Raw genomic sequence first — 12,759 nt, forward strand, 5'->3', positions numbered from 1 at the left:
GATCACCCGGACAAAACCGCTATCACTGATAGCGCCAACCGCCCTTGCGCTGCATTGCAGCGTGATGTTTGCTGTGCGGAAATACCGCGGCGTCCGGCGCCGAATGGAAGGAGCTTTCCCATGACCGACTTCAAGAAAATCCTCATCGCCAACCGCGGCGAGATCGCGATCCGCATCATGCGCGCCGCCAACGAGATGGGGAAGAAGACGGTCGCAGTCTTCGCCGAGGAGGACAAGCTGGGCCTGCACCGCTTCAAGGCGGACGAGGCCTACCGCATCGGCGCGGGGCTGGGCCCGGTCGCGGCCTACCTCAGCATCCCCGAGATCATCCGCGTCGCCAAGATGTCTGGCGCCGACGCGATCCACCCGGGCTACGGCCTGCTGTCCGAGAACCCCGAACTGGTCGAGGCCTGCGATGCCGCCGGCATCACCTTCATCGGCCCCAGGGCCGAAACCATGCGGGCGCTTGGCGACAAGGCCTCGGCCCGGCGCGTGGCCATCGCGGCGGGCGTGCCGGTGATCCCCGCGACCGAGGTGCTGGGCGACGACATGGACGCCATCCTGAAGGAGGCCGGAGAGATCGGCTATCCGCTGATGCTCAAGGCCAGCTGGGGCGGCGGCGGGCGCGGCATGCGGCCGATCGAGAACGCGAAGGAGCTGCCCGAGAAGGTCCGCGAGGGCCGGCGCGAGGCCGAGGCCGCTTTCGGCAACGGCGAGGGCTACCTCGAAAAGATGATCACCCGCGCCCGCCATGTCGAGGTGCAGATCCTCGGCGACAAGCACGGTGAGATCTACCACCTCTGGGAACGCGACTGTTCGGTCCAGCGCCGCAACCAGAAGGTCGTCGAACGCGCCCCCGCCCCCTACCTGACCCAGGACCAGCGCGAGGAGCTCTGCGAACTCGGGCGGAAGATCTGCGCCCACGTGAATTACGAATGCGCGGGCACGGTCGAATTCCTGATGGATATGGATTCGGGCCATTTCTACTTCATCGAGGTGAACCCCCGCGTGCAGGTCGAACACACGGTGACCGAGGAAGTCACCGGCATCGACATCGTGCAGGCCCAGATCCTGATCGCCGAGGGCAAGACCCTGGCCCAGGCCACCGGCAAGGCGTCCCAGGACGACATTCGTCTCAACGGTCACGCCCTCCAGTCCCGGATCACCACCGAGGATCCGCAGAACAACTTCATCCCCGATTACGGCCGCCTGACCGCCTACCGCTCGGCCACCGGCATGGGCATCCGCCTCGACGGCGGCACGGCCTACGCGGGCGGCGTCATCACGCGCTACTACAACTCGCTGCTGGTCAAGGTCACGGCGCATGCCCAGACCCCGGAAAAGGCGATCGCCCGGATGGACCGCGCCCTGCGCGAATTCCGCATCCGGGGCGTCAGCACCAACATCGCCTTCGTCGAGAACCTGCTGAAGCACCCGACCTTCCTGAACAACGAATACACCACCAAGTTCATCGACACGACGCCCGAACTCTTCGACTTCGAGCAGCGCCGCGACCGGGGCACCAAGGTGCTGACCTACATCGCCGACATAACGGTGAACGGTCACCCCGAGGTGCAGGGCCGGCCGAAACCGCATCCTGATCTCAAGCCGCCCCGCATCCCCGAACCGCGCGAGGAACGGCTGCATTACGGCACCCGCAACCTGCTGGACGAAAAAGGGCCGAAAGCCGTCGCCGACTGGATGAAGTCCCAGCAGGAGCTTCTGTTCACCGACACCACCATGCGGGACGGTCACCAGTCGCTGCTGGCGACGCGGATGCGCAGCCTCGACATGATCAAGGTGGCACCGGCCTACGCCGCGAACCTGCCGCAACTCTTCAGCGTGGAATGCTGGGGCGGCGCGACCTTCGACGTGGCCTACCGGTTCCTGCAGGAATGCCCCTGGCAGCGCCTGCGCGACATGCGCAGCGCCATGCCGAACATCATGACCCAGATGCTGCTGCGCGCCTCGAACGGGGTGGGCTACACCAACTATCCCGACAACGTGGTGCAAAGCTTCGTCGCCCAGGCGGCCGAGACCGGCGTCGACGTCTTCCGCGTCTTCGACAGCCTGAACTGGGTCGAGAACATGCGCGTGGCGATGGACGCGGTGCTGGCATCGGGCAAGGTGCTTGAGGGCACCATCTGCTACACCGGCGACGCGCTGGATCCCAAGCGGGCCAAATACGACATCGCCTATTACGTGAAGATGGCGAAGGAGATGGAGGCCGCCGGCGCCCATATCCTGGGAATCAAGGACATGGCCGGCGTGATGACCGCCTCGGTGGCCGAAAAGCTCTTCCCCGCGCTCAAGGACGCGGTCGATCTGCCGATCCACTTCCACACCCACGACACCAGCGGAGCGGCGATCTCCACCTACCTCGCCGCCGCCGCCAAGGGCGTGGACTGCGTCGACGTGGCGATGGACAGCTTCTCGGGCAACACCTCCCAGCCGACCTTCGGCTCGGTGCTCGAGGCGCTCAAGCACGGCTCCCGCGCCTCGTCGATCGACATCGCGGCGGTGCGCGAGATCTCGAACTACTTCGAGGCGGTGCGCGGACAGTACGCGGCCTTCGAAAGCGGCATGCAGGCCCCGGCGTCCGAGGTCTACCTGCACGAGATGCCGGGCGGCCAGTTCACCAATCTCAAGGCGCAGGCGCGCTCCATGGGGCTCGAGGACCGCTGGCACGAGGTGGCCGAGACCTATGCCAACGTGAACCAGATGTTCGGCGACATCGTGAAGGTGACACCATCGTCCAAGGTCGTCGGCGACATGGCCCTGATGATGGTCTCCCAGGGACTGACCCGCGCCGATGTCGAAAACCCGGCCAAGGAGGTCAGCTTCCCCGACAGCGTCATCGACATGATGAAGGGCAACCTCGGCCAGCCGCCGGGCGGCTTCCCCGAGGCCATCGTCAAGAAGGTCCTGAAGGGTGAGGCGCCCCTGACCGACCGTCCCGGCAAGCACCTTCCGCCCGTGGACCTGGAAGAGAAACGCAAGGAAATCAGCACCAAGCTGGACGGAGCTGAGATCGACGATGAAGATCTCAACTCCTACCTGATGTACCCCAAGGTGTTCGAGGATTACGGCCACCGCCACGCCACCTATGGCCCGGTGCGCTGCCTGCCGACGCTCACCTTCTTCTACGGCATGACCCCCGAGGAAGAGATCACCGCCGAGATCGATCCCGGCAAGACGCTGGAAATCCGGCTGCAGACCGTCGGCACGACGCAGGACGACGGCGAGGTGCGGGTGTTCTTCGAGCTGAACGGCCAGCCCCGCGTGATCCGGGTGCCGGACCGCAAGGCCACCGGCGCCTCGGCCGCGCGGCCCAAGGCCGACCCGACGAACCCGGCCCATGTCGCCGCCCCCATGCCGGGCGTGGTCGCCTCGCTCTCGGTCCAGCCGGGGGCCGAGGTTGCCGAAGGCGACCTGCTGCTGACCATCGAGGCGATGAAGATGGAGACCGGCCTGCACGCCGACCGCGCCGGCCTGATCAAGGCCGTCCACGTCACCGCCGGTGCCCAGATCGACGCCAAGGACCTGCTGATCGAGTTCGAGTGATCGCGCCCGGGGTGGGCGCACCGCGCCTGCCCCGACGCCGCGCCACAGGCGGTTCGTTGCCACCGAGTTCGCGGGCGGCAATCCGCCCGAAACCGGCGGCCCCGCGCGGCGCGGCCGGAAAAATCCAGACCGGGCGCAGGCTTGGCCCATCCGTTGCATCCTGGCCCGGAAACCCGCTGGCAATCCGCCCGATTCGAGAGCGCGAGAATTTATCCAATGCCGCGCGGGGCTTGCCCGGCATCCGCGCCTTACCTTTGCGTCAAGGCCTGTCATTCCGGCGCGAACCGGACGATCTTCTCCCCCAAGGCTCTCGGGGGAGCCATCTGAAAACAGTGTTCCAGTGATTGTCCCGGACCCGGTCCGGCGGCACGGCCGTAGCCATGTGCCGCCTGCCGGCCGTATCACGACCCGTCGGATCGCAGCGGTCCGGCGGGGTGGCGAAGCCATGCTTCGACCGCCCTGCCCCTGCCCTCCGGCGCCCGGGACCCACCTAACGCCACGTCGCGGGCTTTCCCCCAAGGTCCATGGCCTGGTGCTGGCATCCGGGGCCGCGATTTCTTCGCCCCCGGATGCATTTTTTCCCTTGCAGGCCCCGGCCAGAGAAAATAGATGATCCCTCACTCAAGGACGCGGGCGTAGCTCAGGGGTAGAGCATTACCTTGCCAAGGTAAGGGTCGTGAGTTCGAATCTCATCGCCCGCTCCATTGAGTAGACTGGTCCCCAGTCGCCGCACCACGGGTGCATGCGGGCGTAGCTCAGGGGTAGAGCATTACCTTGCCAAGGTAAGGGTCGTGAGTTCGAATCTCATCGCCCGCTCCAAATTCCACACATCAGGATTTGGCGCGACAGGGACCATCGACGGTCCCCGGACCCGTCGGGACACCCTCCCGACTCGGCATCCGGGGCCTGCTGCCCCCTCCTCGACCATCTGCCCTTGCACGCGGAAAATCGTTCCACCACGCCTCTGATTGCCGGCAATTCACCGGACAATCCCGGCCGATTGCCCCGGTTTTGTCGCAAGTTCCGGAACAAACTGGTGTTTCTAGGCGGGAAACGGCCGATCACAGAGATGGGCCAAGTCCCCTCGCATCTTAAACTTTTTCGGGTTTCGGCATTTTTTTGCCCAAATTGCCTTTTAACAAATTCGCAAGAGGCCCCGGTAGTGCGGGCTGTTCCGAGGCGCCTTGAAGAAGCTCCAGTACGGGACGTCCGCAGGGATAACGAGCGAAGAGACACAAATGCGACTTCTTATCGTAGATGACGAACCAAGCATCCTGGAACTGCTTGGCGTGGCGTTGAAGGCCCTTGGCACCTACAAGGTCAAGACGGCAACCTCCGCCAAGCAGGCACTCCAGATGATCGAGGGCAAACCGCGCGAGTTCGACGCGTTCCTCCTGGACATCCAGATGCCCGAGATGAACGGGATCGACCTCTGCGCCGAAATCCGGTCGAACGAGCTCTACAAGAACGCGCCGATCCTGATGCTCACCGCGATGTCGCAGATGAGCTATGTCGAGAAGGCGTTCGAGGCCGGCGCGACCGACTACGTGACCAAGCCCTTCAACTTCGAGGACCTCAAGCAGCGCCTGAACACCGCGCGCAAGCTGAAGTACTCCAAGGCCTCGGGCGAAGGCGACGACAACCCGTCGATGGTCCGCTCGGTCCTCTACCACGAGAACACCGATTTCGAACACGAGCTCGACTTCTCCAAGGTCGAACGCTTCATCGGCAAGGCCGAGTTCGAGAACTACGTCCGGCAGATGTCGCTGTCGAAGGCGCCGCAGACCTGCGCCTTTGCCCTGCGCGTCGCCAACGGCGCCGAGATCAACGCCCAGACCTCCTCGATGGACTTCTACAAGACCCTCCAACGGGTCGCGCAGGAGCTGGTCACCGGCACCCATTCCGCCGGCAGCCTGCTGAGCTACATGGGCAGCGGCGTGTTCATCTGTGCCGAGCACGGCAACCGCCTGACCGACACCGACAAGCTGGAACGCACGATCACCGCCGCGCTGGCCAAGGCCAGCTTCAACGGCCCCGCCCCGAGATCGCCGTCGGCGAACATGCCGAGATGGAAAGCTTTGATCCCGGTTCGGGCCCCAAGCTGATCGAGGACGCGATCTCCCGCGCCAAGCGCCGCAGCGCGCAGCCGGCCGACCCGGCCACCTCTGCCGCCCAGGCCACGGTCGCCCCGGTGCCCCGGCCCACGCCGACCTATCCGCAGCGCCCGCAGCGCAGCCAGTCCGCGCAGACCAAGGCCCGCCCCGATCGCCAGGCCTACGAGAAGATGCTGCTCGAATCGCTCCGCAACGGCTGAGCCGGTCTGAGAAGGTGCCAAGCCGATGACCAAGACTACGCTATCCCGCGCGACCAAGCGGTTTCGGCGCGCCTTCATGTCGCCGACGCGCAAGCAGATCGAAGACTACGTCGCCGCGATCACTACGCTGATCTGGCAACGTCAGGCCATCTTCTTCTCGGCGATGGTGCTGGCCGCCTTCTACATCGACGCCACCAAGGCGCTGCTGCTCTACACCTGCGTCCTGCTGACCGAACTTCTCGACCTGCGCCTCGCCCGCCGCGTGCGGAACTGGGAGGGCAAGGACCAGAGAACTGCGCGCAAGATCATGGTGCAGATCCTGATCAACACCACGCTCTCCGCGCTGGCCATCACCGGCTTCGTCGTGATGATCGCGCTGGAACAGCGCCTCGGCGGGCACTTCACGCCGCTCTTCTTCCTCTTCGCGGCCGCGCTCTTCTGCGCGATGAACAACCACCAGATCCTCGGCGCGCTGATCGTCCGCCTGGCGATCTACGCCGCGGGCTTCACCTTCATCGCGCTGATCGACGTGCTGCGCTTCATGCCGCCGATCACCTCCTACATCTGGCTCCAGTTCTTCACCGTCGCCTTCGTGATGTACTTCATCCTCGACGTCAGCCGGCTCTACCTGGGGATGTATCGCGCGAACCTCGCCCATCTCGAACGGCTCGAGGCCGAGCACGAGAAGACCAAGATCGCCTACAAGGTCAAATCGAACTTCGTGTCGACCGTCAGCCACGAGCTGCGGACGCCGCTGACCTCGATCAAGGGCTCGCTCGACCTGATCCAGGCCGGCTCCATCGGCCCGGTGCCGGACCACCTCAAGCCGGTGCTCGACCTCGCGGGGCGCAACTGCGTCCGGCTGTCGGACCTGATCAACGACATCCTCGACGTGCAGAGCCTCGAGGCCGGGCGCTTCGTCTCCGAGCTGAAACCGATCAACGCCGAGGCCATGGTCGAGGAAGCGGTGCAGGTGAACTACGGCTTCGCCGACAAGCACGGCGTCTACATCGACTTCATTCGCCCCGAGACCGCGACCTACATCCTGGCCGACCAGCGCCGCCTGATCCAGGTGCTCACCAACCTGATCTCGAACGCGGTCAAGTTCTCGGACAAGGGTGACGCCGTCTCGGTCCGCTGCGAGCAGGTCGACGACAAGGTGGTGATCTTCGTCGAGGACAACGGCATCGGCATCCCCGAGAATTCGCGCGAAAAGGTCTTTGGCCAGTTCTACCAGATCGACAGTTCGGACCAGCGCGATTACGGCGGCACCGGCCTGGGGATGAACATCTCCAAGCAGATCGTGGAGCTCCATAACGGTGTCATCGACTACGTGAGCGAGCTGGGCGTCGGCACCACCTTCATGGTCGCGCTCGACATCATCGACCCGCCGCTCGAGTCCGAAGAAGACGATGCAGGCCCCGGCTGGACCCGACTCGACGGCACCCCCGTGCGCCTCGCGGCCGCTGGATAAACGACCGGCAAGCCGATCTGAAACAACAAAAGTTTTGTAACGCCCCGGCCTCGGCCGGGGCGTTTTTGCATCAATTCGGGCCAAATTGTGTTGCAATTGTGCGATACCCGCCACAGGAATCCGCAATGTGGCGGAATCAAGGCAAAGTTGCGTTTGCATGAACGCTGCGTTTCGGGAAACTGTTAACCAAAGTAGTGTGTGGGGTAACAGTTCAAATGCAGCACCAAAGGGGGTTGGCGCGGCATGCGCGAGGGGAACGTGCGTTCCCCGAGCTGGGTCCAGGGGATTCGGGCGCATCCAGCGAGATCAGGTACAATCGGCCCGTGCCGAGATCCGAGGCGGCACCGACCGCCCCGGTCGAACAGCACGGCTCGATCAAGATCACGACCATGTCGATGACGAACATGACGCAGTACGGCGACCTCTGGGTCGAGTTCATGCGCGCGCGTCGCGAGGTCTTCATCGACCGTCTGCACTGGACCCTGTCCCAGACCGAGGGCATGGAATTCGACCAGTACGACACGCCGCAGGCCCGCTGGGTCGCGGTGCATGAATACGGCCAGGTCCTCGGCGGCATCCGCCTGATGCCCACAACCTCCCGTTGCGCCGCCTACAGCTACATGCTGCGCGACGCCCAGATGAACATGCTCGACAGCATTCCGAACGACGTGCTCTTCTTCGACGCGCCGGTCGATCCCAAGATCTGGGAAGCCACGCGCCTCTTCATCGCGGAAGGCGTCGATGCCAAGCGCCGCCCGCTGGTCCAGCGCATGGTCCTGACCGCGATGCAGACCACCGCGGCCGACCACGGCGCCCATTCGGTGATCGGAATCGTGCCGGCGGTGTTCTCCCGCTGGTTGAAACGCATCGGCATGAACGCGGCGCCCGTCGGCCCCAAGTTCAACATCGACGGCACCTGGAGCCAGGCCGCCCTCTTCCCGCTGAAGCACCGCCTGCAGTAGGGCCAAGGGCCACCGACGACACCACGGGACGCCGCCTTGCGCGGCGTCTTCCGTTTCCGGGGCCTGTCCCGGCCGTCAGTCCGCAGGGGCGTCCGGTTTCGGCACCACGCAGGGCACGAGCCCGAAGGCGTCACAAAGTGCGGCGAGGGTCGTCACCGTCATCCCGTCGCCCTCCGCCTTGGCCTGCGCCAGCATCCCCGCCACCTGGTCATCACCCGCATCCTCACCCCGCGCCCGTGCCACAATCGAAAAGGCATGGGCGATGTATGCGCCCTCCCCGGTCTCCAGCGCATCGCAAAGAAACTCCCGCTGCGCTTCGGGATCATCCAGGTGATCCGCAACATCGAACACGCTTGTCTCGATCATGACGCTGTCCTCCCGCCGCGTGCACCCGCGATCACGGAAACCGCTCGCAGGCCATCCCTCAGCATCCCGCACTTCTGGCAGGATGCGCAACGGTTTGAATGTCGGGTAAATGGTGCCCCCACACGGACTCGAACCGCGGACCCACTGATTACAAATCAGTTGCTCTACCAGCTGAGCTATAGGGGCAGCCGCGCCCGTTTACGCGCTCGGGCGGCGGCGTTCAAGGGCGATCATCTGTTGGCGCGGGCCAAAAGCGCGACCGCCGACAGCCCCACCAGGATCACCAGGATCGCGGGCGGCGCGGCCTCGCCGAGGTTCTCAAGGCTCGCCTGTTCGAAGGTGCGCGTGGCCAGCGTGTCGTAGTTGAACGGGCGCAGCAGCAGCGTGGCGGGCAGCTCCTTCACGCAGTCGACGAACACCAGCAGCAGCGCCGAGGCCAGCGTGCCGCGGATCAGCGGCACGTGCACCGCGCGCAGCACCTGCCCCTTGCTCCGCCCCAGCGACCGGGCCGCCATCGGCAGCGACGGCGACACCCGGCCAAAGGCCGCGTCGGCCGCGCCCTGGGCGATGGCGAAGAAGCGCACCGAATAAGCCAGCACCAGCGCAAAGGCCGACCCGGTCAGGATCAGGCCGAAGCCGCGCCCGGTCAGCGCCTCGAGCATGTCGGCCAGCCCGTTGTCGATCCGTGCCAGCGGGATCAGGATGCCGACCCCCAGCACCGCCCCCGGCGCGGCGTAGCCGATCGTCGTCAGCGGCATCAGCATCCGGGGTACCGCGCGGCCCGACAGCCGCACGCCGTAGACCAGAAAGACCGCCGCCAGCACCGTCACCACCGCCGCCGTGCCGCCGACGGCCACCGTGTGCCAAAGCGCCTTGAGGAGCGCGGGGTCGCGCCAGGCGCCCGCCCGGTCCAGCGCGTGGCCTAGGATCACGCCGCCCGGCAGGACGAACCCGATCAGCACCGGCAGGCTGCAGAGCGCGCAGGCCAGCCAGCCGCGCCCCCGGCTCAGCTGCGTGCGGGTCACCGGCCGGTGCCCGCGCGCCGTCAGGTAGTGTTTCGACCGGCGGCGCGAGGCCTTTTCCAGCAGGACCAGCACCACCACGAGCGTCAGGATCACGCAGGCGATCTGCGCCGCGCCGGCGGCGTTGTTGCTCTCAAGCCAGGTCGAGAAGATGCCCGTCGTCAGCGTCTGCACGGCAAAGTAGTCGACCGTGCCGAAATCGTTCACCGTCTCCATCATCACCACGGCCACGCCCGCCGCGATGGCGGGCCGCGCCAGCGGCAGGCCGACGCGCCAGAACCGGCCAAGCGCGCCGACGCCCAGCGACATCGCCACCTCGTCCCCCGCGCCCGCCTGCTCGCGGAACGCGGCCCGGGCCAGCAGGTAGACATAGGGGTAGAGCGCCGCCGACAACACGAAGATCGCCGCCGGCAACGACCGGATCTCGGGGAACCAGTAGTCCCGCGCGGTCTGCCAGCCAAAGAGCTGCCGCAGCCCGGTCTGCACCGGCCCCGCGTACTCCAGGAAATCGACCAGCGCATAGGCCCCGACATAGGCCGGGATCGCCAGCGGCAGCAGCAGCAGGTAGGCCAGCCAGCGGTCGAACGGAAAGCGATAGCGAGACACGATCCAGGCCGCGCCGGTCCCCATGGCGCAGGTCAGCACGCCCACCCCCGCCATCAGCCACAGCGTGTTGCGCAGGTAGCGCGGCAGCGTGGTCGACACGAGGTGCGGCCAGATGTTCTCGCCCCCGGTGACGAGCGGCGAAAACGCGATGACGATGACCGACAGGATCGGCGCCACCACCACCGCCGCGATCAGCGCCGCGCCGACCGACCAGCCCGAGGGCAGCCGCATCCGCCGGCCCGCTTGTGTCTGAACGTCCACCATCCCTGCCCCATGCCGCAATGCGCTTTTACTGTCCAGCCGCGCCGCGATATAGACGGAGAACTGCGACGAAGGGGACCCGATGGACATCGTCCTGCACGCGGGCGCGCATTGCACCGACGAAGACCGCCTGGTGAAGTGCCTGCTGAAGAACAAGGAACTGCTCCTGGGCCGCGGCACCTCGGTGCCCGGGCCGTCGCGCTATCGCCGCAAGCTGCGCGACGCGGTGCAGGCCGCGGCGCAGTCCGCCCCCGACGCGGACTCGCGCGAGGTTTTGCTGGGGGACATCCTCCAGGACGACGGCGTCACCCGGATTCTGCTGTCGAACGACAACTTCTTCGGCGTGCCCCGGATCGCCGTCGCCGACGGCGCGATCTACCCCCGGGCCGAGGCGCGGCTGGCCGACCTGCGCGCGCTCTTCCCCGGCGACCGGCTGACCCTCGCCCTCGGCCTGCGCAACCCCGCGACCTTCCTGCCCGCCCTGCACGCCGAGGCGCCCGAGGGCAGCTTCGACGATTTCCTCGCCGGCACCGACCCCGCCACCCTGCGCTGGTCCGAGCTGGTCGAACGCCTGCGCGCCGCGCATCCGGGGGTAGAGCTCATCCTCTGGTGCAACGAGGACACCCCCTTCATCTGGGCCGAGATCGTGCGCGCCCTCGGCGACCTGCCCGAGGGCAGCAAGATCACCGGCGGCTTCGACCTGCTGTCCGAGATCATGTCGCGCGAGGGGATGCGCCGCTTCCGCAGCTACATGGCCGACCACCCGGTGATGACCGACCGGCAGAAACGCCGCGTCATCGCCGCCTTCCTCGACAAGTTCGCCCTCCCCGACGCGGTCGAGGAAGAACTCGACCTGCCCGGCTGGGATGCCGCCTATGTCGAGGCGCTGACCGCCCGATACGACCAAGACATTGCCCTGATCGCGAGCCGCCCCGATGTCCGCTTCCTCTCCGCCTGACGCGAGCCCGCTGGGCCTTTTCCTCGCCTGCCCGCCGGGGCTGGAACACCTGCTGCTGGCCGAGGCGCAGGCGCTTGGCCTTGCGGCCGCGCAGGCCGTGCCCGGCGGGGTCGAGGCCGCGGGCGACTGGCCCGACGTCTGGCGCGCCAACCTCTGGCTGCGCGGCGCGACCCGCGTGCTGGCCCGGATCGGCGAGTTTCGCGCGATGCACCTCGCCCAGCTCGACAAGCGCGCGCGCAAGGTCAATTGGGCCGGCCTCATCCCCCCGACACCCGCGTCCGGGTCGAGGCGACCTGCCGCCGGTCCAAGATCTACCACGACCGCGCCGCGGCCCAGCGGGTCGAACGCGCCATCGCCGAAACCGCCGGCGCCGTGATCGACAAGGACGCCCCGCTCACCATCCGCGCCCGGATCGAGGACGACCTCGTCACCCTCTCGATCGACACCTCGGGCGAGCCGCTGCACAAGCGCGGACACAAGCTTGCCGTCAGCAAGGCGCCGATCCGCGAGACGATGGCGGCCCTCGTGCTGCGCGCCTGCGGCTACGACGGGTCCGAGCCGGTGATCGACCCGATGTGCGGCTCCGGCACCTTCCCGATCGAGGCGGCCGAGATCGCGCTCGGCCTTGCCCCCGGCAGGTCGCGCAGCTTCGCCTTCGAGGATTTCGCCAGCTTCGACGCCACAGCCTTCGCCGCGCTGCGCAGCGCCGCCCCCGCCCCGCGCGAGACGCCACTGCTCTTCCGCGGCTCCGATCGTGACCAGGGCGCGATCACCGCGTCGCAGCAGAACGCCGAACGGGCCGGCGTCGCCCATGTCACCCAATTCGCCTGCCACCCGGTCGGCGCGCTGGAACGTCCCGACGGCCCGCCCGGCCTGATCATGGTGAACCCGCCCTACGGCGGCCGGATCGGCAACCGAAAACTCCTCTTCGCGCTCTACGGCGGCCTCGGCCAGACGGTGAAGGCACGGTTCTCCGGCTGGCGGCTGGGGATGATCACCAATGACGGCGGGCTGGCCAAGGCCACCGGCCTCGACTTCACCGAAACCTCGCCCCCGATCCCGCACGGCGGGCTGCAGGTGAAACTCTACCAGACCGGGGTGATCTGACGGGGGCCAACCGGCACCACGACCCCAGGCGCTGCGCACGCCACGTGCGCAACCGGTTTCATTTTCACTGGGGGGAATGGGTCAGGGCGAGGGCCAAGCCGCGATCCCGACGGCCCTGAACACCT

General features: G+C 66.8%; 8 protein-coding genes, 3 tRNA genes and 1 pseudogene. 9 read left to right on the top strand and 3 right to left on the bottom strand.

The features are described 5' to 3' along the window. Window positions 1–120: 120 nt before the first annotated feature. The 7 genes from ACE2AC_RS04725 (at window position 121) to ACE2AC_RS04755 (ending at window position 8,314) form a co-directional block, all read left to right on the top strand. A complete protein-coding gene (locus tag ACE2AC_RS04725; protein WP_375690968.1) occupies window positions 121–3,564 on the top strand; it encodes a pyruvate carboxylase in 3,444 nt (1,147 codons plus the stop codon). 629 nt (window positions 3,565–4,193) lie between these two features. Then, window positions 4,194–4,268, top strand: a tRNA-Gly gene (locus ACE2AC_RS04730). Between the two features lie 40 nt (window positions 4,269–4,308). After that, a tRNA-Gly gene (locus ACE2AC_RS04735) sits at window positions 4,309–4,383 on the top strand. A 419-nt stretch (window positions 4,384–4,802) separates the two neighbouring features. Then, window positions 4,803–5,669, top strand: coding sequence for a PleD family two-component system response regulator (locus ACE2AC_RS04740; RefSeq protein ID WP_375690969.1), 867 nt, complete (start codon window positions 4,803–4,805; stop codon window positions 5,667–5,669). Then, window positions 5,633–5,878, top strand: coding sequence for a hypothetical protein (locus ACE2AC_RS04745; protein WP_375690970.1), 246 nt, complete (start codon window positions 5,633–5,635; stop codon window positions 5,876–5,878). Before ACE2AC_RS04740 ends, ACE2AC_RS04745 begins: the two co-directional genes overlap by 37 nt. A gap of 25 nt (window positions 5,879–5,903) precedes the next feature. Then, on the top strand, window positions 5,904–7,352 hold the full coding sequence (locus tag ACE2AC_RS04750; protein WP_375690971.1) for a sensor histidine kinase: 1,449 nt from the start codon (window positions 5,904–5,906) through the stop codon (window positions 7,350–7,352). Window positions 7,353–7,675: 323 nt separating this feature from the next. Then, the gene (locus ACE2AC_RS04755; RefSeq protein ID WP_375690972.1) at window positions 7,676–8,314 is read left to right on the top strand and encodes an acyl-homoserine-lactone synthase; all 639 of its coding nucleotides are present in this window, start codon (window positions 7,676–7,678) and stop codon (window positions 8,312–8,314) included. Window positions 8,315–8,389: 75 nt separating this feature from the next. On the opposite strand, the gene ACE2AC_RS04760 is transcribed toward ACE2AC_RS04755, so the two are convergent. The 3 genes from ACE2AC_RS04760 to ACE2AC_RS04770 form a co-directional block, all read right to left on the bottom strand. Then, window positions 8,390–8,680: a DNA-binding protein gene (locus tag ACE2AC_RS04760; RefSeq protein WP_375690973.1), complete on the bottom strand. Its 291-nt coding sequence runs from the start codon at window positions 8,678–8,680 to the stop codon at window positions 8,390–8,392. Window positions 8,681–8,790: 110 nt separating this feature from the next. After that, window positions 8,791–8,866: transfer RNA gene (locus ACE2AC_RS04765), tRNA-Thr, on the bottom strand. Window positions 8,867–8,910: 44 nt separating this feature from the next. Continuing rightward, a complete protein-coding gene (locus tag ACE2AC_RS04770) occupies window positions 8,911–10,572 on the bottom strand; it encodes an ABC transporter permease (protein WP_375690974.1) in 1,662 nt (553 codons plus the stop codon). A gap of 79 nt (window positions 10,573–10,651) precedes the next feature. Here ACE2AC_RS04770 and ACE2AC_RS04775 point away from each other — a divergent pair, with 79 nt between their 5' ends. Together ACE2AC_RS04775 and ACE2AC_RS04780 are read left to right on the top strand one after the other, a co-directional pair. Then, window positions 10,652–11,527: a hypothetical protein gene (locus ACE2AC_RS04775; protein WP_375690975.1), complete on the top strand. Its 876-nt coding sequence runs from the start codon at window positions 10,652–10,654 to the stop codon at window positions 11,525–11,527. Continuing rightward, window positions 11,505–12,634, top strand: a pseudogene (locus tag ACE2AC_RS04780) (class I SAM-dependent RNA methyltransferase). The gene ACE2AC_RS04775 and the pseudogene ACE2AC_RS04780 overlap by 23 nt, the downstream one beginning before the upstream one ends. Window positions 12,635–12,759: the final 125 nt, after the last annotated feature.

It is taken from the genome of Pseudooceanicola sp. LIPI14-2-Ac024 (genome assembly GCF_042188925.1).
GTDB lineage: Bacteria > Pseudomonadota > Alphaproteobacteria > Rhodobacterales > Rhodobacteraceae > Pseudooceanicola.